This window comes from Methanobrevibacter sp. (assembly GCF_045130115.1).
GTDB lineage: Archaea > Methanobacteriota > Methanobacteria > Methanobacteriales > Methanobacteriaceae > Methanocatella.
In genome coordinates this window covers 1-23,355 of sequence record NZ_JBGUPC010000004.1, presented here as the reverse complement: position 1 = coordinate 23,355, position 23,355 = coordinate 1, and the positions used below count along the sequence as shown (strand labels likewise).

The 23,355-nt window shown below is 32.6% G+C and carries 14 protein-coding genes; 5 read left to right on the top strand and 9 right to left on the bottom strand.

Annotated features, from left to right (window positions below):
- The first annotated feature begins 160 nt into the window (after positions 1-160).
- Entirely contained in the window at positions 161-1,966 is a 1,806-nt protein-coding gene (locus ACJMML_RS00550; RefSeq protein ID WP_405305492.1) for a hypothetical protein, read from the top strand.
- Between the two features lie 50 nt (positions 1,967-2,016).
- Here the strand turns inward: ACJMML_RS00550 and ACJMML_RS00545 are convergent, their stop codons facing one another.
- From ACJMML_RS00545 to ACJMML_RS00520, 6 genes are read right to left on the bottom strand one after another with little or no spacing between them, the layout of a single operon-like run.
- Complete coding sequence (locus ACJMML_RS00545) at positions 2,017-2,505, bottom strand: hypothetical protein (protein WP_405265109.1); 489 nt, start codon at positions 2,503-2,505, stop codon at positions 2,017-2,019.
- A gap of 12 nt (positions 2,506-2,517) precedes the next feature.
- Entirely contained in the window at positions 2,518-3,141 is a 624-nt protein-coding gene (locus tag ACJMML_RS00540; protein ID WP_405305491.1) for an energy-coupling factor ABC transporter permease, read from the bottom strand.
- A 4-nt stretch (positions 3,142-3,145) separates the two neighbouring features.
- On the bottom strand, positions 3,146-3,673 hold the full coding sequence (locus ACJMML_RS00535) for a hypothetical protein (RefSeq protein ID WP_405305490.1): 528 nt from the start codon (positions 3,671-3,673) through the stop codon (positions 3,146-3,148).
- A 13-nt stretch (positions 3,674-3,686) separates the two neighbouring features.
- Entirely contained in the window at positions 3,687-5,519 is a 1,833-nt protein-coding gene (locus ACJMML_RS00530; RefSeq protein ID WP_405305489.1) for a hypothetical protein, read from the bottom strand.
- Between the two features lie 19 nt (positions 5,520-5,538).
- Positions 5,539-10,038 carry a C1 family peptidase gene (locus tag ACJMML_RS00525; protein WP_405305488.1) on the bottom strand — a complete coding sequence of 1,500 codons (4,500 nt, stop codon included), beginning with the start codon at positions 10,036-10,038 and terminating at the stop codon, positions 5,539-5,541.
- 24 nt (positions 10,039-10,062) lie between these two features.
- Positions 10,063-13,080, bottom strand: a complete 3,018-nt coding sequence (locus ACJMML_RS00520; RefSeq protein ID WP_405305487.1) for a hypothetical protein — start codon at positions 13,078-13,080, stop codon at positions 10,063-10,065.
- A gap of 308 nt (positions 13,081-13,388) precedes the next feature.
- On the opposite strand from ACJMML_RS00520, the gene ACJMML_RS00515 reads away from it, so the two are divergent.
- On the top strand, positions 13,389-17,417 hold the full coding sequence (locus tag ACJMML_RS00515) for an Ig-like domain repeat protein (RefSeq protein ID WP_405305486.1): 4,029 nt from the start codon (positions 13,389-13,391) through the stop codon (positions 17,415-17,417).
- A 156-nt stretch (positions 17,418-17,573) separates the two neighbouring features.
- Here the strand turns inward: ACJMML_RS00515 and rplJ are convergent, their stop codons facing one another.
- Complete coding sequence (rplJ, locus tag ACJMML_RS00510; protein ID WP_405305485.1) at positions 17,574-18,056, bottom strand: 50S ribosomal protein L16; 483 nt, start codon at positions 18,054-18,056, stop codon at positions 17,574-17,576.
- A gap of 203 nt (positions 18,057-18,259) precedes the next feature.
- Here rplJ and ACJMML_RS00505 point away from each other — a divergent pair, with 203 nt between their 5' ends.
- Both ACJMML_RS00505 and ACJMML_RS00500 read left to right on the top strand, forming a co-directional pair.
- The gene (locus tag ACJMML_RS00505) at positions 18,260-18,490 is read left to right on the top strand and encodes a KEOPS complex subunit Pcc1 (RefSeq protein ID WP_405305484.1); all 231 of its coding nucleotides are present in this window, start codon (positions 18,260-18,262) and stop codon (positions 18,488-18,490) included.
- A gap of 72 nt (positions 18,491-18,562) precedes the next feature.
- Positions 18,563-19,552, top strand: coding sequence for a hypothetical protein (locus ACJMML_RS00500; RefSeq protein WP_405305483.1), 990 nt, complete (start codon positions 18,563-18,565; stop codon positions 19,550-19,552).
- Here ACJMML_RS00500 and ACJMML_RS00495 read toward each other — a convergent pair.
- Positions 19,529-20,626, bottom strand: coding sequence for a nucleotidyltransferase family protein (locus tag ACJMML_RS00495; RefSeq protein WP_405305482.1), 1,098 nt, complete (start codon positions 20,624-20,626; stop codon positions 19,529-19,531). The two genes, ACJMML_RS00500 and ACJMML_RS00495, sit on opposite strands and share 24 nt — an antisense overlap.
- Before the next feature lie 83 nt (positions 20,627-20,709).
- Here ACJMML_RS00495 and ACJMML_RS00490 point away from each other — a divergent pair, with 83 nt between their 5' ends.
- On the top strand, positions 20,710-21,966 hold the full coding sequence (locus tag ACJMML_RS00490; protein ID WP_405305481.1) for a dihydroorotase: 1,257 nt from the start codon (positions 20,710-20,712) through the stop codon (positions 21,964-21,966).
- Positions 21,967-22,011: 45 nt separating this feature from the next.
- Here ACJMML_RS00490 and ACJMML_RS00485 read toward each other — a convergent pair whose 3' ends face one another.
- Positions 22,012-23,247, bottom strand: coding sequence for a 4Fe-4S binding protein (locus ACJMML_RS00485; protein WP_405305480.1), 1,236 nt, complete (start codon positions 23,245-23,247; stop codon positions 22,012-22,014).
- Between the last annotated feature and the right edge of the window lie 108 nt (positions 23,248-23,355).

Here is a 23,355-nt window from a genome sequence, read left to right as displayed (position 1 = left end):
TAAAATATTTTAAAATTACTAATTAAACATTAAACTTGATAATTTTAAAAAATAAGAATTTTTAATAAGTAATAACTAAATAAACTTTATATACTTATTCTTTCAAAGATATAACTGTATTAATTAATCTTAATACGCAACAAAAGGAGATTTAAAAATAATGAATACGAACCTAAAAAAATCATTGATAATCATTTCAATAACATTAATAACACTTATTTTAGCTTCAACTGTTGTTTGCGCCAATGATATAGATTCAAATAACGAAAATATAACTGCAGATGAAATTGAAGTTGAAACAAGCAATGATTGGGATGAATTATATGTGAATAATGAAATAGACGAGTCAGGAGATGGAAGTCAAGATCATCCCTTTAAAACAGTGAAAGAAGCGATTAATTTTGGAAATTCCAAAGAAAATCCTGTGACAATTAATATTCATTCTGGAACATACAAGGAAAAAGAAATGAAAATTACCAACAACATGATTATTCAATCATACGATGGAGAGGTCACATTCGATGCAAACAATAGAGGATGGTTCTTATATTCTACTAATCCTAAAAATAACTTAACTTTAATAGGTTTAATATTCAAAAATGGAATCCGATACGATTATGATGATTCCACACAGGGAGGCGTTGTTAAAACAGAAGGACATATTGATGTTGTAAATTGTACATTCGAACATAATTTCGGCGGAACAGGAGGTGGAATCAATTCACACAATGGGGCAAACATCATTAATTCAACTTTCAGATACAACAAGGCAGAATATAATGGTGCTGGAATTTACGTAATCGATGGACAAACAAATATCATCAATTGTGTATTTCATGATAATTATGCAAAAAGACAAGGCGGAGCCATAAGAATTCAAGGATCCACATATATTGAAAACTCAACATTTTACGACAATACCGCAAGTTTAACAGAAGGTAATGGATACACAGGATTTGCAGGCAACGGAGGAGCAGTTAGAGTAACAGATGGTGATTTAAATATTGAATCATCCATCTTTAAGAATAATTCTGCTCATTTTGCCGGAGGCGCCATATCAGTTGGTGACGATAGCCAATATTCAACAACACATTACCAACTTAACATTAACAATTCCACTTTTGATGGAAACAGTGCAATATTTGGTGCGGGAATTGAAGCTAATGACGGAATAAACATGACAAACAGTGTTTTAACCAATAATTCAGTTCCATACACAGTTAGCGCCAAACATGGTTTGGGTTCTGGAGTATATGTATTAAATGGAGATAGTATTCTAAGTGGAAATACCATTAAAGATAATACAAACTCCTACAACAGTTATTGCCCAACCATTTATTCACATGGTGGAAATGTTGCTGAAGACAATAATGAATGGGGATTAAATGACAACCGCCGTATTGAAACCAATAATGGAAAAACAACCAATGAAATAGCAACACAACCAACCGTTAACAAACCAACCATTAGCATTCAAAGTAATAATGCTAATAAAAATACACAAACATCTGATAATATTCCTATTTCACAGGATTCCCCTAAAGACAATGATGCCAATCAACAAACTACTACAAATGACCACACCAATCAACAGACTTCTGCTAATGATAATTTAATTAATAAAATTACCAAAAGTAGTCTAAGTGGCCAAAATAGTAATTTCACATCAGATACTACAAATCAGAATAGTGAAAATAATCATGATTCCAATAACATGGTAAAAACAAATAATACTAATGAGTTAAATAATGCAAATCCTAAAAATGGTGAAAATACAGATATTGGTGAAAGTTCAGAAAGTCTTAATGTAGAACCTGAACCATATAGTCAATCTTCAAATGCTCATGAAATATCTGCTTTAAAATCTATTACTCAAAACCAATTTACACTACCATCCATAATAGTAATCTTGATTATGGTTTTAGCATTCATTATAGGGTATAAACGGAAACAAAATGAATATTAAACTTAAAATCAACCATCACCAAAAAAAATTAAAAAAAAACTAGATTAATTCTAGTTTTTTTGTTTCATGATAAAAACACCTGCAATCAAACCAATTAAAATACCTATTACCAATCCCACAATCAATGGAGTTGTAAAATCTCCTGAAGAGCTGGCATTTGTGTCGATTGAAAGCAATTTTTCACAATTGGATGTTATTGAACTATTATCATCATCACTGACAATGACCCTATTTTTTAAATCGGGATGTTCATCAAGATACTTGTTTACAGTATCCTGGTAAGATACTGCTAGAATTCTCTTGTTAGGATTTGTTAAAGCATGCTCAAGTTGATGTTCAACATCACCTTCGGATTCAAAATTGTAAACCTTTATATCAAATCCATTATCATCAACAATGGATTTTGCAAGTATTCCACTTGATTTATTTGCCATAATCATTGTATCCTCAGTTAAATCAGCACCATGTGCACTGACGGCTGAAATTCCGACAAATAGAATCAAAAATAAAATTAATAATCCGCAAACTTTCATTTTCATACGATTATCCTCCTATACTTTTTCGATTTCCAAAATATTATTGTTAGTTCTTGAAATAAACTCTAAAATTATAACATTTGCTATACCTTCGATTATACCAATCATCAAATAATATGGCAGCAAACTTCCAAGTAAAACTTCCAAACTTGTGGTATTGGCTAAAACCAAAATTAATATCTGAATTAAGGTAGCTGCAAGAATCCCTGCAACAGTGGATGAAAATACTGCAAATCTTTCATTGATGCTTGAAAATAGTTTATATACAAAATAAACTACACAACTCAAAATTATTCCCATATCCAAAACATTAATTCCCAATGTAGTGATGCCGCCTTCACCAATGCCTAAAGCCTGCACCAATAAAGATAGAAATGATACTAAAATCGCATTAAACGGACCCAATATCAAAACTACAAGAGGAATGATGAAAAAATGCATTGGTATGCCCATTGGAGAAGGAATTGTAACTGAAGTTGCAACAACTGTTATTGCAGTTAAAACTCCAGACAACACCAAGCGCCTTTCCATGTCGGTTTTTTTAGAGACATAATAAAATGAAACAGCAACAATGATTAAGCTTACTACCAGATATACCATAGCTTGTTCAAAAGGTATTAAACCATCAGGAATATGCATTTCCTCACCTAAATTTGAAGTATGCTAAAATAATAGCCAACACTACAATAATGGATGCTACAACGATTAAAACCAATGACGAATTATCACCAGACCCATCAACCTGTGAAACATTAGTATTATTTGCAGTAGCATTTGTTGCATTATTTGTTTGATTTGTTGCATTTACAGTACTGCCGGTTGAATCATCCTCAACAGTTGAGTGATCATCAGATGCATCATAATATTGTTGAGATTGATAATTGGAACTTGAACTTTTACTACTTACCGAACCGGAATCTGAACTTGAATCTGCTTTTTTTGAAGAATCAAAACTACTAGATGTATCTTTATTGTCATTGCCAAAGTTATCACTAGAAAAACCTATGGATGAACTTGAAGAATCGGATGATGATGCTTCTGAAACATCTTCTGTTGTTATCTCATCAGGAGCGTGGCCCCCTTCATGACCAGGATGTGCGAAAACCGGCCCACAGGCAGAGACAATGAACACCAGTGCCAAAAACAGACATAAAAATTTATTTAATCTCATTTTACCACCAACATTATCTAATTTTAATTGTATTTTTTACAGTTGACTTGCCATAACTTGTATAAATAACGAATTTGCCTTTCTTTAATTTTTTGAGAGACAATGTAGCAATTCCTTTTTTATTTGTTTTGACTTTGTATTTCTTGCCTTTAACTTTAAAAGTGACTTTCTTATTTTTAACTACTTTTCCTTTATTGTTTAAAACTTTAGCTGTAAATTTAATTACTTTAGTCTTTTTCTTAGATAAGTCTTTAGTAATAATCAATGGTTTTATGACAATTTTATTTGAAAGGGACATCTTATTACATGTTATTTTAACATCGTATGTTCCCACTTTAAGGTTTACAGCCAATTCAACAAAGCCACCCATATTTGTTTTAAGATTAAGTACCTGCTTATTGACAGCTATTTTAATATTTGCTCCGGAAATGGCATTACCCTCCTGATTATATAAGTAAACCCTATATTTTTCAGATCCTGTGAAATATTTAATTAAACCATTGGATTTTAGCCTATAGCTATTTGCAGTTATGAATCTGGTAGGAACTGCATTGTCTATAGATTTATCATAAGTGTCAGTGGACAATACTCCCGCCAAATTACTTTTACCTGCAGATTCTATTTGAAAAATTATTTCAGCATTTTGATTTCCAATATTGAGTTCTCCAATATCCCATGTCAGCTCATTTGAATTGACAGTTATTTTTCCTTTGGAGGTACTGGATGAAACATATTTTAGGGATTTTGGAATGTTATATCTGTAAATAGTATTCACCGCACTGTCAGGACCGTCATTGTTAATTGTATATGTAACCTTAAACTGATTTCCCACGGTAAATATTCCATCCACAGAATATGTGACTGCACTCATAGTCATGTAAAGCTGAGATTCAGGAACATATAATGAAGCATAATCAGTGAAATTCGTATTATTCTCATTTTGATATTTTACAGTATAAAGATATGTTCCAGAAGTTTCATTTACAATATATTCCAATTGTGCATCCCCTTTTTCATTAGTCAATGCACTTCCAACTAAATTTCCATTGATATAGAATTCAATTTTCTTATTAAAAATTGCTGTATAAAACCCTGGAGCTACCAAATTCGCATTTAATAGGATTTTTTGTTTATAATTGCCTGTAATATCCTGAGTTGTTAAAATTGTTGCATTAACGTTTGAGCTGACCTTGATTATTGATTCCATTTGAGACAATAAAAATTTATTATCTCCTCCAAATTTAACAAGAACAGTGTAATCCTTAATTTCCCTTGGAGTAAATGGAAGGGACGCTACACCACTGGAAGTTGTTTTCACATTTCCATAATTCACTCCATCAACAATGAATGTGAGGTCCTTATTTGAAATTGGAGTGTTATTGGCATCCAACATCGTAGCCACAATATTTGTAGATTTGTTTACAACAGTTGTGGTGTTTTCCAAAATTATATGAGACTCCTTTGGAATATTATTTAAGATTAGTTTCATCTCAGATTTTCCTTCCAATCCTTTCACATCCACCGCCTTTGCAGTAATCCAGTATTCCCCATTGGGTGCATCTGAAGTATCCCATGACACTGACCACCCATCAGCACGATTTGAATCCTGCTTATTGAAATAAACTTTATGAGATTCCATATTTTCGGCTGTAACATTAACATATTTTGCTTCATTGTGCTCATGCACATTTATCTGAAAATTGACATTACCCGAAACTTCACTTCCCGGTGTCAAATTCTCAATTGTAACAATAGGATTTTCCATTCCTTCATGTGCTGAAACAGCACTTATTGAACAGATAATCCCTATTACAACTAATGAGATTAATATATATCTCCTAATCATTTTATCACCAATAACCTCCTTATTTTTTAACTTTGATTACTTTTTTAATTGTATCCTTCAGATAGACAATTTGTAAGCCATATTTTTTATTAACTTTAAGTTTTTTAAGAGCATTTTTCTTGATAGTTACCTTGGCAATGCCTTTTTTATTTGTTTTAGTAGCGTAAGTTTTGCCGTTGAATTTGAATGTGATTTTTTTGCCTTTAAGATATTTTCCGTTTATTTTGCTTAAGGATGCCTTTAAAACTATTTTTTTAGCTGATTTTTTAACGTTATAATTTTTAGATTTTAAAATTGATTTGACTACAATCTTATTTGAGACTTTAACCCCCTCATATTCTGCAGTGACGGTATAAGTTTTAGGGCTTAGATTAATCTTAAATGAGGCAACACCATTTTTGATATTTGCTTTATAAGATCTGCCATCGATTCTTATCAATACAACCCCTTCACTTACAGCATCCCCATTTGAATAGGTCACTTTGACATCATAACTGGATCCATCATCATAATTCATTGAAAATCCATTGGCCTGTAATTTAAATTCATATCCCGCATTGAAAGATAAAGTATTTTCAACAGGAAGATAGTTTTTATCCCCATCATAGCTGTAGGCTAATCTATTTTCACCTAAAATCAGATTGTTAATCTTGAAGACAGCATTGCCTTCATTTATTTGAGAATAATAATTATTGCCATTTATATCAATGAAAACATATCCTGTCAATAGAATTGGAAATTTGAATGTGATTGTAGCTATTTTGCCATAATAAACATTATCGCATTTAACTTCAACTACTGGAATAGCTTTGTTTACCTGAACTCTTAGTTCATTAAAGTATGTGTATCCTTCAATTCCAGTATAATTAACAGTCATTACATGATTTCCAACAGTTAAATTAGACAATGATATGTCAAATTGATTAGAAACTAAATGTTCATCAACATATTGATTCCCATCAACTGAAACTATCAAAATGCCATCGGCATTATCTGAGAAAGTTAATGTAATGTATCTATCATCATGAACATTAATTTCAGATGGCGCACTGATATTTAGAATGACAACCATCTTTCTATCAACGACCAATTCGTGATTCAGTGCAGAACTTCCTATATCTTCAAATCCTGCAAAGGAAACTGAAATATTGTACCTGCCATTGATTAAATTTAAAAGAACTCCAACATTACCCTCTTCATCGGTGATGTTTTCATAAGTAATGTCATTTAATGTGAATTGCACCATCCTTCCACCAATTGGAGTGTTATTTAAAGTAGATACATTGAATAGACAGAAAACTCCTTCATTTGTATAAATAACTCCAACTGGAGCAATTTTAGTTTTATGAGCGTTTCTTTGAAAAGTGAAATTTTTATAGATGGGATTGTAATTCCTATTTTCAAAAGTTACATTAACTTCATAAGTTCCATAATCCAAATCATCAATGAATAAAGTACCTCTTCCAAATGTAGCATTAATTGAATAAGGTTTGCCAGAAACAGAAATGTTCACCATTTCATTAATCATTTTTGAAAATATCACATTAATTGTGACATTGTCTCTTTTTTCATTAAAGTACACATTCATATCAACGGTGGCTTTGGAAATATTGGCCAAACAAGATTTGCTCAATGAATCATCATATTTTAAATCAATGTTATGCTGCCCCACATCTAAAGAAACGGGAATTCTATAGTATGTTTTTCCATTGACATGAACTTTATAGGTAGTGCCGTTCACTGTCAGGAATACATCATCATTTAACAAATCACCATTGATATCCATTAAAGTAATGTTTGCAATCAGATTTTCACCATAAGTGATGCTCTTTACATTGAAAAGAATATTAGCGTCATAAAACCGAATTTCACAACTATCTGACGACAAATTATAATTTTCACCATCAAATATTGCTGAAATCATATAATTTGTCTTATTTTTAAAGAAATGAGTTATATTAGTTACACCATCAGTTACATTAACTGTGTATTGACTTTCTTCAATTGTAAAAATGACCTTACCGGAATTTATCGGATTCCCATATTGGTCACGGACAAATGCTTTAATGTTTGCAGATTCTATTCCCTTATCTGAAACATCCAGCTTCAATGTGGAATTTAAAGTATTGAATATTGTAAATGCCTTAATAGATGCTATTTGAGAACTATATCTATGGTTAAAATCAGAAAAGGAGTAATCATATAAATCAATCCAATTTTCACCATCTTTACTGAAAAAAGATACTCCATAAGAACATGGAATCTTATTAATATATTGGGTTTCAACAATTGGGACATTTGCATAATTATCACAATTGAGTTTGAATACGATTTTAAAGATATCCCCTGGATTTAAATGAATCAAATCGCCTAAATTGATAGTGTGATATCCTGGTAGAGATTTACCACTTTTTGTTAACTTAAATATATCATTGACATAAACTGAAACATCCCAATTAGTTTCTGCATTGAAATATGTTGAAACAGCTGCCAAATATTCATTATCAGTTGCATTGAAGATATTCTGATACCATATTGTATCCATACCTGTAATCAGATAATCAGTTTTTCCCGAAAGGTCATATTGATAATTCTTATCGAATTTCATTGTGTCATTTAAGACAAATGTGTATGAAACTTCATCTTTTCCTACCTGGGCAAATTTTGTATCATAATAAGATACATAGAAATATCCATTATCACACCAGTCTTCACCCCAGCTGTTTTTAACGATGAATGCACCATCACCTTCAGGAATATGATTAAAATTATATTTTGAATAACTGTCATCCCATCCGACAATTGTCACTGCATGATTTGAAGGCATTATGACATCATAGTAATAATAACTGTTATCCAAAAGATATAATCCGGAATAATAAATTCCAGTTGCAACAGCACCATATTTTAAAATAGCTTCTTTGATCCCATCATTATCCCAATAATTATTTCTTTTAATATAAACAACATCTTGAACATGCAATATTGAGTTTGATAATGGAGATAATGCACTTCTATCATCAAATAAATCATCAGATTCAAGAATAGGTCCTAACCATCCTGTAAGATATCCTACTCCCATATCATCGTAACCCCCATCATTCACATCAATCTGCCATCCGTAATCTGAAAATGATGCCATTAAATTTTTCATGTTTTCTTCAGACAAATCATAAACTTCACCAGTTGATTTTAAAATGCAGGACTCCAATGCAGCCATGACCGCAAAAGCCCAGCAGTTTCCACTGTCCTGTTGGTCTTTAACCGGAGTTACATATCCATCATCTACCAAATTATAATATGCCGGCAGAATGTCTATTTCACATGGAACATAATTAAAAGTTCTATAATCCGAAGAGTATATGAAAGGATTGATTGTTGAAGCAGTGTAAACATCATTGCTGTTTAAAGCCCTGTTATTCTCAAAGACATTGCCCGTGTTTTGATATTCAATATTGAAAAAAGAATATATTGCTCCTGCACAAATCTTTGCAGAATTGTTTATGAAATTATTTGAAATCAAGAACAGTGAAGTTACATTGTCTAAAAATAAAGCCCCACCATTATTAGCGGAATTATTTACAAAATCTGATGAAGTTATTAATGAAGTGCCATACATCTGATAAATTGCACCCCCATCATATTTTGCATTATTGTTGGATGCAAATAAGTTATTTATATCCAATTTAGCATTTAGACCTGTAATTGCTGGCCCAAAAGTTGCTGAACAATTCAGGATATCCAAATCCTCCGCAAATAAACTTGAAGATAAAATATAAATTGCTCCTCCTGCATCATTTACTGAATAATCCTTTATGAATCTGGACTTTTTAATGGTTAATTTATCTGCATTTAAAGTGGCTATTGCCCCACCATAATTATATGCATAATTGTTAACAAATGAGCAGTTGTTTATTTCAAGACATCCTTCATCAAAATAAATAGCTCCCCCATATTCAGCAGTATTGTTGATAAACTCACAATTAGTTAAGGAAATTAAGTGCTTCTGCTCTTCTGACTTATAGGATGTATAGATACATCCCCCATAAGAGTTACCGTATTCATCTAAAGCATGACCAACACTATCTTTGAAAATAACATTTTCAGCAGCAAAATCCCCTTGATTTTTAAATGTGGCCCCAATAATTGTTAAATTTTTTAGAATAACATTATTTGAAGTTATTTCCAATCGATTGCATTTGATAATAGTATTGTCAACACTTTCACCTATAAATGTTACATTATTCAAAGAACGAAATGATTTATACCCATATTCCCCATCATTTATATGAACCACAATGTCATTTTCAATTTTAACATCCTCCAAATTCTTATAAGGATTATCGACTGATCCATTTCCAGAATTTTCATTGGAAACATCGACATAGATGTCAGTTGTTGATAAAATCTCCCCCGCAGAAATTTCGTCGGTTTGATTATCTAAAGCAAAATTTGGAGACAACACAATTAAAACTAAAAGCATCAACAATAACGGAACACACTTATTATATTTAAACATGATACCCCTCCAAAGTGAAAACCTCTATTTTTTAATTTTGATTGATTTAGTCACCTTAGTTTTTGCATATTGTACAACTATTTTATTTTTGCCAACTTTTAAATTCTTAAGATAAACAGTTGCAACCCCTTTTTTATTTGTTTTTGCAACATATTTTTTTCCATTAACTTTAAATGTTACTTTTTTGCCTTTAAAAGCCTTTTTACCTTTTACAGTGGCAGCGTACTTTATTTTTTTAGCTTTTTTCTTGGAGATATTTTTTGCAAACAATACCTTTTTAACAGTGACTGTATTTTTAACTTCAGCATCCCCATATTGGGTAATTATTGTATATTTTTTAGGAATTTGAGTTATTTTGAATGAAGCATATCCGTTCTTGTCTGTTTTGGAGGTTACAGTCTTTCCATTGATATTAAATGAAACAACTTTACCTTCACCTACAACATTGCCATTATCCCAAATACGAACCTTATATACTGAACCATCAGTATAATAAACCACCCTATTCCTGTTATTGGTGATTTTTGATTTGGGAGGAATATTAATGGATATTTCTCCGCTCATCTCGGAATAATTCCCATCGCCAACATATTTCCAAGAGATTTTCCTGACACCGCTGTCTAATGAAGAAATGTCCAAACTAGCAACACCATTTTTAATATTTGAATAATAACTTTTTTCATCTACATCAAACAGTACTCTGCCTGTAGCATCACTAGGGAAATTAATTGACACGGAATGTGAGTTTATATTGTCAGGAGTGGATATATCAATGACCGGAACATATTTTTCTATAATTATATCTTCATCAAGTGAAACTGAGTTGTATTTGCCATCCCCCTCATGAAAAATTGTTACTTTATTTAGTCCTTTATCAAATTTAGGAAGTTCAATGACAACTCTTCCATTTTCGTTAGGTGCACTGTAAACATTATCCTTGAATCTGATTGAAACGATGCCAGTCAAATCTTCAGATACAGTTATTTTAAATAGGGTGTCCTCATTTGAACAATTATATGAATATGTCAAGTTTGAATCATATTTAACAACTGAAAACTCTTTTTTGAATAATTTTTTATTAACTGAAAGTGTTTCCATTCCAACGTTTGTCGCATTGTATGTGAAAGTTGCTTCGCTGTTTTTAACTAGCAAGGCATTATCGGAAAGTTGGTTTAAAACGGAAGTGATATTGAATTCATAATCCGGTAAAAATCCTTCCAATTCCTTAATTGTACCATTCTCATTGACTTTGTTTAGTGTGAGCTTGAATATATTGGAAGACCCGATATATATTGAATCATCCATTTCAATATCCATTATGAGGAAATTATCCGGGAACACAACATCACTAAGCTGATATTTTCCTATTAATTCTTTGAAAAACGGACTGTTTGATCCCCAATAATTGTTATTTGAAATAAAATCACATGGGATGTCCTGATATGGGACTGAATATAATGCTGAACCTGCAATACCGATATTGCTGTCAAAAATTGAATATTCAATGTTGAATGTTGCTAAATTATCTTCATCGACCATTTCTGTTTGAGGGATTAAAATTGCACCGCCCAAACCAGACGCATGAGTCCATATGTCCCATCGTGTGGCTTCATTTTCTTTGAATATACAGTGAGTCACATTTAACCAACTGCTTAGATAATTTGCAATAGCTCCCCCATCACCCATCAAAGCCTTATTTCTGTAAAATGTATCATTTTCCAAATAGACATTACCTGCTTTGGAGCAGATTGCACCACCCCATGACAAAATTGAAGCCTGACCATAAGCGTCAGGAGATGATTCTACCCAATTATATTCATAAAAATCATTTGTACTTATTAAATTGCCCAAATCAGGGTTTCCAGTATCATAATACCCGTAAACATATATTGCACCACCATTACGTCCTGCAAAATTATTTCTAAATGTATTGTTGTTTGATTTGAAATTACCTGAAACAAATATTGCTCCGCCTTGGATTGTCACCGAATTTGAGTCAAATAAAGAATTTTCAACAATCATTTCATTTTGGGCATAATAACCTATTGCACCACCATCCAATGACCCTGTATTGTTAATGAATTTAGAGTTGTAAACATTTAGATTACCATTAGCAACACGGATAACATTAGTCATTGCGGAATTGGTTTTTGCGTCATTCACAATAGTATTATTTTCAAAATGAGAATTTTTAACAGATATGTCCGAGTTATCATTTGTTCCCAAAATAAATCCAAATACCATGGAAATTGATGCTTTTACATTACTGAAACTATTGCTCATATTTACATTATCCAAAGACAATTTTCCCGAGTTGTAAATCATACCCCCTTGAATTTGGACAGTACTTGCTTTTGCCAATATTCCATTATTTGTGATATTTGTATTTTCTATTATCAGATTTTTTGAATTTTTAATCAACAGCCCATAAACGTACAATATGCCGTTGCCACTGCAGTTGATGATTGAGTTTGCAAAATTACTGTTTTTCACGTTGAATGTGCCGTCATTTATAATTGCCGCTTGAATATTGCCCGCACTAACTTCCTTTTGAGTTGTGAAAGTGACATTGTCAAATGTCAATTTTCCGATGTTGTTAATCGCTGAAGCGGAAGTCGGATTATAATTCAGCAAAACAATATTTTTTAATGTCAAATCGCCTTTTGAATTTACATCAAAAAGTTTTGCCTCATCTGTACTGTTTATTGCAAAACCCTTACCGTCGATTACAACCGTCTTTTTGATTTGAATACCCTCCTTCAGTTTAAAATCGGTGTTTGAATTATAGGAATAGTCCTTATCCAACTCGATTACGCTATTCGTATTGATTAATTCTTCTAAAGAAGAGTATGATCCCTCATCATTACTCTCATATATTATATTATCATATCCCTCTTGAATCTCATTTATTTCATCATATTGCTGTTCAATTAATGTATTATTTTCAGATATCCTCTCTGCTGCCCAAAGAGGTTGTGAAAAAATCATTAGCACAACAAAAAGTAAAGTAATGAAATAAATATCCCTTTTTAAACTTTTCATCATTTCTCACTCAAATTATTACTTAAAATTAAAAAAATATTATGCTAATAATACTATTAATAAATATATGATTATTAATTAATAAAATTAACCAATTATTACCCCATATCCCTTGAAAGTAATACTAAGAAGCTTTTAATAAAAAATAGTAATACAAAATAGATATAATTTTAAAATAAGTAATACTGATGCGTTTTTTAGAAAAATTTTATTATAGATTAAAATAAAAATATAATTGTAATAATAATAGAATATTTTTTATTATTTATTATTACAAAATTTATTTTTATCAATAAAGGAGAAATAGAATGAAAAACATGAAAAAATCATTTATATTCATCCTATTAGTTATGATGATTATTTCAATTTCGGCTGTTTGCGCAACAGAAGATGCTGACAATCTTCAATCTACAAATGATGAGATGAATGATGTTAAAACTTTAAATATTAATGATATTGACGAAACATCACTTGAAGAGGCCTCCTCAAATGCAAGTGAAGTGCTCAGTACCGACAGCCACAAAAGTGGTGAAGGATATATCGAATTTGAAAACGACGAATATGAAATAGATGAAGGACAACAGAACATCAATATTAAAGGAACTGTATATTGCTACGATTATGGATACTATGAGTATGACTGGGAGGACGTGAATTTATATTGCAATTATACTGATGGAAATAATGTAGCAAGAAGTTATACATTAACTGCTAAGAGTAGTGAATTCAACTTTGATTTAAGTCAATGCGAAGGATTAATTGCATCCCAATCACCATATACATTAATGTTCAGTCCAGTTGAAGACAATTATTATGATGTATTTTTGGATTATAATGACTATAATCCTCTTGCAAACTCTTGGGTCACCCTGACCGTCAAAGAATCCCAGATTACACCAGTAGTCGAACCAAAAACAATATACGTAGGACCTAACGGTGTAGATAGTGAAGGATATGGAATCGAGGGCAATCCTTACAAGACAATTGCATATGCAGTTTCACAGGCATTGGACAATGACATAATCTACGTTTATGAAGGAACCTATGATGAGAATTCCATAAACTTAAACAAAACCCTAACGGTGATTGGTCAAAACAGGAACGTCATTATAGGATCAACTAAAACCGCACAAGGCCAAAAGATATTCGATGACTCCAACAGGGGAGCTTCATCATACAGATTTGTTAACTTAACATTTAAGGACGTTAGTTTCGGATCAAATAGCCTAATTTTCAACCTCCAAAACACCGGAAGTAATGAAATCACCAACTGTACTTTTGAAGGATTAACTCTAAGAATAGTTATCAACAGTTTATCCAATGAAACAAGTATTTCAAATTGTGAATTCAAGGATGTGGGAATCAACCAAGTTATGACCGGCGCTATGGCATATTTAGGTGGAAAATCCTCCATTAAAGACACTAAATTCACTGGAAGCCTAAACAAAGCTGCAATGAGTTATGTTAATTTGATCCAAACAACTCAAGGCACACAACTAATTATGGACAATGTTACCATTTCAGGCACCACTGGAAAATATAATTTAGTTAATGTTAACAAAGACACCACTACAACAATTAAAAACTCAAAAATTATCAATAACGACATCAAATCACAAAGTGCTTCAATGGGAGGTATTTTATTCAGTGCAACAGGTAGCAACTTATTCTTTAATGTCACCCAATCAGTCATTGCAAACAACACTCCCCAAAATGGATTTTTCTATGGCCTATCAGATACTATGAATTTCATTGCTAATTACAACATCATTTACAACAACAGTGGAAAAATCATGATTAATGCAAACCCTAAATACAATTTAGACTACAACTATTGGGGATTGAATAAAGCAATAGACATAACCCTCAACAATTGGATTGTCGTTGAGCCAACAGTCAATCCTAGTGAAGTGATGGACGGCGAAGATTTCAAAGTCACTGCCACTTTAAAAGTCACAGACAGTGAAGGAAATGTGAATGACCTTGAAAAAAGCATTCCTCAATTGACTGCAACATTTGAATACAATAATAATGAAATCACAAAAGACATTGCTCAAAACACCGTAGAAACCACATTTACTTTTGACAAAACTGCAAAAGAAATCAAAATTAAGGTTTTAGACGAAACTCTCACAGCCAATATTGCTGAAAAAGAATTTAAAGTATATGTCGGACCGGAAGGTGTGGATGCTGAAGGATACGGAACAAAAGACAAGCCATACAAAACCATCAAATATGCAGTTTCAAAAGCAGACCCAAATTATACCGTTTACATATATGAAGGAAGATATGACGAAAACTCCATTACATTAAACAAGAACCTGACAATTCTTGGTGAAAATAAAAACGTTATAATTACATCTTCCAGAGATAATGTAAAAATCTTTGAAGCAGCATACAACAGCAACGGGAATCACATCTCCTTAAGATTTGAAAACCTAACATTCGATACAATCAAACCTGGAATGTTCAATGCAATTTTAAATCTCAGAAACGACGACAGAAACGAGATAGTGAACTGCGTATTCACAAACACCGACAACCAATATAACATTTGGAGCGCATCAAAAGAAACATTAATTGAAAACTGCGAGTTCAAAGACATAACATTCACATCTGCAGGATATATTGTTTATATATCCGGACCGGGAAAACACGATTTAATCAACAACACTTTCGATAAAATCTCAAGCAACGCCGCAGGAGTTGTAAGTCTCATTAACATAATGAACAGACCACACAACATAAGTATCGAAAACATCACAATAACCAATGTCACTGGAAACATATATGGCATAAACATTAACAATAACGGTTATGGAGATGTGAACAATAGCGTATCTATTAAAAATGCCCTTATTGAAGACAATGAACTTAAAAAAACAACAAGCAATCAAGGAGGAGCAATATTTATAACTGCAGGATCCCCAACACTCACTGTTACCAACTCAACAATTAAGAACAATTATGCGGCAAGAGGAATATTTGCAGGAACCAGCAGTGAAACAAAAATCAATGCAAATTACAATTTGATAGAAAATAACGATGGAGCCATAATATTCAGTGTAAGTGAAGGAAGTCCCGTAACTGATTATAATGTTGATTATAACTATTGGGGAAGCGAAAACCCTAACTTAGATGACTTAAAAGTTAACAATTACTTCGCAAATGAAGATTTAACAGAACTAATAACAATAAAACAACCTGTTGAGCCAAATATGGAAGTTAAGGTTGATGAAGAGATTACCGAAGGGAAAACATTAACAATTGAGGTTACATTAAATGAAGATGCAACTGGAACAGTCACAATAACCGGAATCGAAGGAGTCATCCCACAAACACTTGAAAACGGAAAAACAACCTTTGAAATACAAAACCTCAAAGCAAACCAATACCCAATAACAATCACATACAGCGGAGATGAAAGCTACACAGAAAGGGACTACGAAACAACAATCACCGTGAAAGAACCCAAAGCAGACATACCTGATGATGCGAAAAATGTTTCAATGAGTATTCCTGAAGGGACAACAAGCCCTAATTTCACTATCAACTTGCCAGAAAATGCAACCGGCACATTCAGCATTTATGTAGACGGAAAGGAATACCTCAAAGAATTAGTTAACGGTAGTGCCACCATTACAGTTGAAGATTTGGCTGTAGGAGACCACAACATCTCCATCAAATACAGCGGAGATGAAAAATTCAACGGATTTGAAACAGAAAACAAAACTGTAACCATTCCTAAAGCAACAATCCCTGGTGGGGAAAATGCAATAAACACAACAACCCCTGAAGGATCAGATTCACCATCATACACAATTAGCCTACCTCCTGATGCAACAGGTAACTTAACCGTAACTGTTGATGGTGTAAACTACAGTGCTCCCCTAATAAATGGTAGTGCGACTGTAAATATACCTAAATTAGCTCCAGGTAACCACAACATTGCTATAACATACTCTGGTGACGATAAATACACAGGCATTTCCAAAAACACTACATTGTATGTTCCGGCTAAAACCACCCCCAAAACCCCAACAACCAAAAAAGTAGCTACTAAAATAACTGCTAAAAAGAAAACCTTCAAAGCTAAGAAAAAAGTTAAAAAATACACCATAACTCTAAAAGCAGGCAAAAAACCAGTTAAAAAAGTATGGGTAACTCTTAAAATTAAAGGTAAAAAATTACTTAAAGCAAAAACCAATGCCAAAGGTAAAGCAACCTTTAAAATTAAGAAATTAACTAAAAAAGGTAAATACAAAGCAACAATAAAATTCAAAGGAAACAAAAACTACAAAACAAGTAGTAAAAAAGTAAAAATAACCATTAAATAGAGATTAATTTCTCTATTTTTCTTTTTTTATTTTATAAAATTAAACACCACAAAATCTGAATTTTTCAAAAAATATTAAAAATAATTGCAAAAACTGCAATAAACTTAAAAATGATAAAAATTCAAAAAAAGAGTAAAAAAAGATTAATTAAATAATTTATTTAATTAATTCTTCGCCTTTGTCGACAACGATTTTACATGGAACCGGTAATTTCATACCTGCTCTTTTAAGTGCAACTTTAGCTTCTTCAAAGTTTTTAGCGTTACAATCAATGGTAATAATCCTTTGATCTTTTTTAACGATAGCTTCAACAGAAATAGGTTTACCGAAAGCGTTTCTCATACCGCTTTGTACCCTATCTGCTCCTGCACCAGTTGCCATTGGGTTTTCTCTTACGATTTGGTGTGGGTATACTCTTAATTTTAAGTGGTATCCCATTCTACCAGCAGCTCTTTGCATCAATCTGTTAGAAGCAATCCTTGCTGCTTCTAAAGAGTTGTGTCTAATTTGAGCTGGTTTTTTAACAGCTAAACTCAAAGATACAGGGAATTCTTCTTTTAAGTTTCCCATATCGTATTGTACGATTCTTGAATTTGGGGTTTTTCTAATATAATCTCTTCTTGTGTAAGCACGAACCATTACTATTCCTCCGAAATAAATATAAATTGTTTTTAATTAAAAATAGCTAAAAATAGTGAATTTTCAACAATAGCTATATAAAAATTATATCGTAATATAATAGAATACTTAAATATATTGATTAAGTTATTAATAAAGGTTACCCTATTTTTGAAATTTTTGCCCCTAAAATATTTTAGGTAATAAATTATATAATATAACTTATGAAAATAAATGGAGATCTTACTTTCATATATAAAACTGCAGACGATGCAAAGGTGGTTTTTGATTCCCTTGAAGTCGATAATAAAAATTATCTAAAATCAAAATTAAACGACAACACCATTGAATATGAAGTGAACAGCGAGAAACTAGGAACATTTCTTGCAACTGTAGATGACCTAATAGCTTCAGAGATAGTTGTCGAAAAAATCGTCGAAAAAACTAAACAATAAAAAGTTTTATATAAATAAAAAAAACATATATAAAATTATTATATATTATTAATCGTTATGAGAGTGTAATTTATGGAATGCTATTATCATCCTGAAAGAGAAAGCACAGATACATGTGCAATATGCGGAAAATCAATTTGTAAAGAATGTGGTTTAGAAATTGCCGGTAAAATTTATTGTAAAGAATGTTTAGAAAAAATTGTAGGTCTTGGAATTGAAAATACAGCAAGTCAACCTGCACAAAGTGAAGTTGTTCAAGAACCTGCAAGACTTGATAAAAAACCTGATGAAGGAAGTATCTACCAAACACAAAATGTGGTTGAGGAAGTGCCTCCTGCACCAGAAGTTCATGAAATCAAACAAATTCGTGACGATTCCCCATATAATATAAAGGACAATATTGAATATAGCGGAGGCATTGAAAGCAAATATGAAAATGAACCTGTTCAGCCTCAAGTAGAACAACGTCCTATCTCTCAGGAACCACAAATTGCACAAAATGAAATTCCACAACAGGCACCTAGAGAATCAGAGGAATTCATTTATCCTGATCATTCATACGAACCAGAACCAACCAGTGCCAGAGTGGACTTGGAAGACAGGTATGAAAAATATTTAGATGACTTATACTTCGATGATAATGTTCCTTTAGGAGAACAATTAGCAAAAGATGAAGAACAATATGGCTCTTTAACTAGAAAAGAATATCCTGAAAGAGAAGAAACCCTCTTAAAAAGCAAAAAACAACCACCTAAAAATGAAACTCCAGAAGAAATGGAAGCAAGAATTAGAGCTGAAATCTTAGCTGAAAAAGAAGGTGGCAAAAAAGGTAGGGATAAAAACATCCACAATCTAAATTATCAAGAAGAAAAAGAGCCTATGAGCGTGATTGACATTCTGTTAACTGTATTATTGGTAATAATAATTTTGGTTGTTATTTACTACATAATATACGTATTAGTATTACATGCATCTTATCCAACATTTATGGATGCTATATATGGACTTTCAAATCCACAAAATGTAGCTAACAATATTTTAAGTCCGCCTCCAACCGTATAATGAAATTTTTTCATTGCGGACTTTTTCTTTAAATTTTTTTAAACTTTTTTTATCTTTACAACCCAATATCCTAATATTTGAAGGATAGTTATCGATATATTGGGATATTACTTTTTTTGGTATCGGATTTTCCATTATGCTTATGATTCTCTGCTTGAAATGGGAAGAAAACCCTTGGAGTATTGATTTTTCCAATGCAGCCAAATCATCATAAGGCCTATTTGCAATGATGTTTTCAGCCAATTTCTCATTAAACATGTTTAAGCTTGACAAATCATCAAATGAATAATTGTTTGCAGTGTTTAATATGGACTCTTCATCCCTGATTCCATATATTATCCCATCATTTTTAATTTCCCGTTTTAATACTTCTATTGTCTTTTGAGGCATCATGTCCAAAACTTTATCAAAATTGTCCTCCAAAATACTTTCGCGAATTAATGTGCCGCTCACGCCTTCAATCCGCTCGACAAAAATGAATTTATCCTTATAGTCAAAGCCTATTTTTGACAGAGAATTCGAAAATGAAGTAATCACATAATTATCTTCCTCAAGCTTGCCCTTCAAAAGAGTTTCATGGGTTGTCTTATCCACAATCTTATAAGGTTTTGAAGCAATATGATGACCCATATTAATCCTTTTCAATATCTCATCCATTCCATCAACTGGCTTGTATCCTCGAGGAATATAATCAGTGTTCAATGCCTGAAACATCTTGCACAGACATAAGGAATATTGGCCGGAGCCCATCACTCCCATTGGAGGACCCTCCACTACAATATCTGCCCCAACCGAAATTGCAATTTCAGCTCTGATTTCACGGGGCAATATATAGGGTATGCCTCTTCCGCTCCTTTCAAATAATCCCGGCACAATAGCTACAAATAATGACTCATCAAACATGGCCTTTGCTGTTTTCATGCAATGAAAATGACCATTATGCAAAGGATTGTACTCAGTGAAATCGGACACCAAAATCGTATCGCTGGTGGAATCTGAAATTTCACACTCGACATCCAAATCATTATAGAATAACCCCTTATCCCTCTTGAGAATATTTGAAATTTGAGACATAATTAAAAATTTGGTTTTAAGATTAAAAAAAGTTATCTTTTAAAATTAGAAATGACAAATATTGAAACAACAAGGTGATAATCATGGATTTAGTTTTAAAAAATTGCAGATTAGTTGATGAAATCGGAGAGTATTTTATAAAAATTGATGATGGAAAAATAACCGACATATCAAAAACACCTCTGAAGGCAAGCGAAATAATTGACATCAAAAGCAATTACGTGCTTCCAGGTTTTATCGACCCACATATACATTTTAGAGATCCAGGATTAACCCAAAAAGAAGACTTTAAAACAGGCAGTTTAGCTGCAGCAAATGGAGGATTTGCAACCGTAATCGATATGCCAAATACTCTTCCAAAGACAAACACCCTAAAAGCTCTCAAAGAAAAAATCAAAATAGCACAAAAAAAGTCAGTCGTAAACTTTGAACTCCAAATCGGCCACAGCGATTTGGAAGAAATGAAAAAAATGATTGAACTAAATCCTATTTCCGTCAAAGTTTTCATGGACCTTGAAAGCGATGAAAGTTTGGAAAGGATATTCCATGACTTATCAGTTTTAAAAGAAACTACCAATTACAACGGACTTGTTGCAACCCATTGTGAAAAAAAATCAATTGTTGAAGAAGAAACTAAAAGATTAAAGCAGAATAAGGAAAACACCGCCATTGACTACACCTATGCAAGACCTACCCGATCTGAGGACGAATCAGTAAGGCAAGCAATTGAGCTTGCAAGGGCCAATGACTTACGTTTACATATATGCCATTTAAGCTCAAGCAAATCACTAAGTATGGCAAAAAGTGCAAGCAAAAGTATGCCTGTAAGCTGGGAATTTACACCTCATCATTTATTACTTGATAATTCAGCATACAATATATATGACACATTCATAAAAACCAATCCTCCACTAAGACCTAAGGAAGATAGTGTAAGGATCAGTGATTTGGACGAAAATTCAATAATCGGAACCGACCATGCACCCCACACCCTGGAAGATAAAACAAAAGGAGTCTGGGAATCATCACCTGGAATACCCAACCTTGAAACAGTAGTGCCCCTCCTTTTAACTGAAGTTAATAACGGCAATCTTGATTTTAAATTAATTCCTAAAATTTTCAGCGAAAATGCATCCAAAGTCTATGACCTGAAAACCAAAGGAAAAATAGACATCGGCTATGATGCTGATTTTACAGTAATAGATTTGAAGCAGGAAGGCAAATTTGACATTAGCGAATTCAAAACAAAAGCGGAATACTCTCCGTTTGACGGTTGGAAATATAAAGGTCTGCCAGTAATGACAATCGTTAATGGAAAAACAGTAATGAATAAATTATAACTAATTTTTTAAAAAAAAGAAAAAAAGTAAGGTGTGTTAACACACCTATTTGTAACATAATGCGTCTTCAGGACATGCCTCAATACATTGACCACATAAGGTACAGAATCCTGCAATTGGTAATTTAGGATTGTCTGTTTTGTGAATCATGTCATAAGGACAAGCTTCGATACAGTCACCACATTGATCACATTTAGATGGGTTGAATGCAATTCTGTCTCTTAAGACAGGTTCGCCGTCAATGGTTACTTCATATTGTTCTACTTTTAATGCATCGTTAGAACACATTGAAGCACAAGCTCCACATCTAATACAGCTAGCAAATGATGGCTCTAAATCAGTTTCCTCTAAAGCAGGGCAGCACATACCAGTTTTGGTAACTACACGAATAGCTTCAGTAGGACATTTGTTAGCACATGCACCGATGAAGTCACATTTTTCTACATCTCTTCCAATACCTTCTGCATCTACAGGAGCACCTTCACCCCATTCCACATCAATTTCTAATGCGTCAACAGGACAAAGTTTTACACATAATCCACATGCAGCACAGACGCTAGGAATTGCAACAGTTAAACTAGCACTGTTTGCAGCGATGAAATCACCAGGACATGCTTCAACACAAGTGTTACATCCAATACATTTAGCTGAATCGAAAGTGAAAGATTTGATTTCTTTAGTACGTTTGACAGGTTTTTTCTCAGCAATGAATATTGCATTCCAAGGACAGGTTTGAGAACATAAACCACATCTGATACAATCATCACCTACGGTTACAGGACTGCCAACTTCTTCAAGAGTAATTGCGTTTACAGGACAAGGTTCTACACAAGTTCCACATCCAACACAATCTTTGATGTAAACAGGTCCTTTACCTTTAAGATCTAATTCATATTCAGCAGGTTCTTTAATGCCTGGAACACCAATTACATCAACTGGGCAAATGTCAACACATTTTTGACACATTACACAGAAACCTTCAACTTCTTTTAATTTTTCACCAGTGACTTTAATAGTTTCTTGTGGGCAGACTTCTTCACATTTGCCACAGGAGTCACATAAAATAGAATTGAATACTAATCTTGGTACAACAATACCTTCAGCGATTTCGAATTCTTCTACTTTTAATGCACCTTGTGGACAAGCGTCAGCACATTTAGGTTCTTCACCACAAGTGTCACAGTGAATAATAGCACTAGGTGTTACTTCAATAGCTGATGTAGGACAAGTACCTTGACAAGCACCACATTTTATACAGCCATCTTCGTTAAATACAATCATTTATAAAAAACCCCCTTAAACTTAGAATTTTTTAATGAGGTTTCCTTCACTGTCTACAATATCTACTTCAGCTAATCTCATTTGACTATCCATTGAGTGGGTAGCACA

What these genes read in the sequence shown, in the direction of transcription:
- ACJMML_RS00505 (WP_405305484.1), top strand. Translation starts at nt 18,260, where the DNA reads ATGAAAATAAATGGAGATCTTACTTTCATATATAAAACTGCAGACGAT.
- ACJMML_RS00535 (WP_405305490.1), bottom strand. Translation starts at nt 3,673, where the DNA reads ATGAGATTAAATAAATTTTTATGTCTGTTTTTGGCACTGGTGTTCATT.
- ACJMML_RS00540 (WP_405305491.1), bottom strand. Translation starts at nt 3,141, where the DNA reads ATGCATATTCCTGATGGTTTAATACCTTTTGAACAAGCTATGGTATAT.
- ACJMML_RS00500 (WP_405305483.1), top strand. Translation starts at nt 18,563, where the DNA reads ATGGAATGCTATTATCATCCTGAAAGAGAAAGCACAGATACATGTGCA.
- ACJMML_RS00525 (WP_405305488.1), bottom strand. Translation starts at nt 10,038, where the DNA reads ATGTTTAAATATAATAAGTGTGTTCCGTTATTGTTGATGCTTTTAGTT.
- ACJMML_RS00495 (WP_405305482.1), bottom strand. Translation starts at nt 20,626, where the DNA reads ATGTCTCAAATTTCAAATATTCTCAAGAGGGATAAGGGGTTATTCTAT.
- ACJMML_RS00550 (WP_405305492.1), top strand. Translation starts at nt 161, where the DNA reads ATGAATACGAACCTAAAAAAATCATTGATAATCATTTCAATAACATTA.
- ACJMML_RS00490 (WP_405305481.1), top strand. Translation starts at nt 20,710, where the DNA reads ATGGATTTAGTTTTAAAAAATTGCAGATTAGTTGATGAAATCGGAGAG.
- ACJMML_RS00485 (WP_405305480.1), bottom strand. Translation starts at nt 23,247, where the DNA reads ATGATTGTATTTAACGAAGATGGCTGTATAAAATGTGGTGCTTGTCAA.
- ACJMML_RS00515 (WP_405305486.1), top strand. Translation starts at nt 13,389, where the DNA reads ATGAAAAACATGAAAAAATCATTTATATTCATCCTATTAGTTATGATG.
- ACJMML_RS00520 (WP_405305487.1), bottom strand. Translation starts at nt 13,080, where the DNA reads ATGAAAAGTTTAAAAAGGGATATTTATTTCATTACTTTACTTTTTGTT.
- ACJMML_RS00545 (WP_405265109.1), bottom strand. Translation starts at nt 2,505, where the DNA reads ATGAAAATGAAAGTTTGCGGATTATTAATTTTATTTTTGATTCTATTT.
- ACJMML_RS00530 (WP_405305489.1), bottom strand. Translation starts at nt 5,519, where the DNA reads ATGATTAGGAGATATATATTAATCTCATTAGTTGTAATAGGGATTATC.
- rplJ (WP_405305485.1), bottom strand. Translation starts at nt 18,056, where the DNA reads ATGGTTCGTGCTTACACAAGAAGAGATTATATTAGAAAAACCCCAAAT.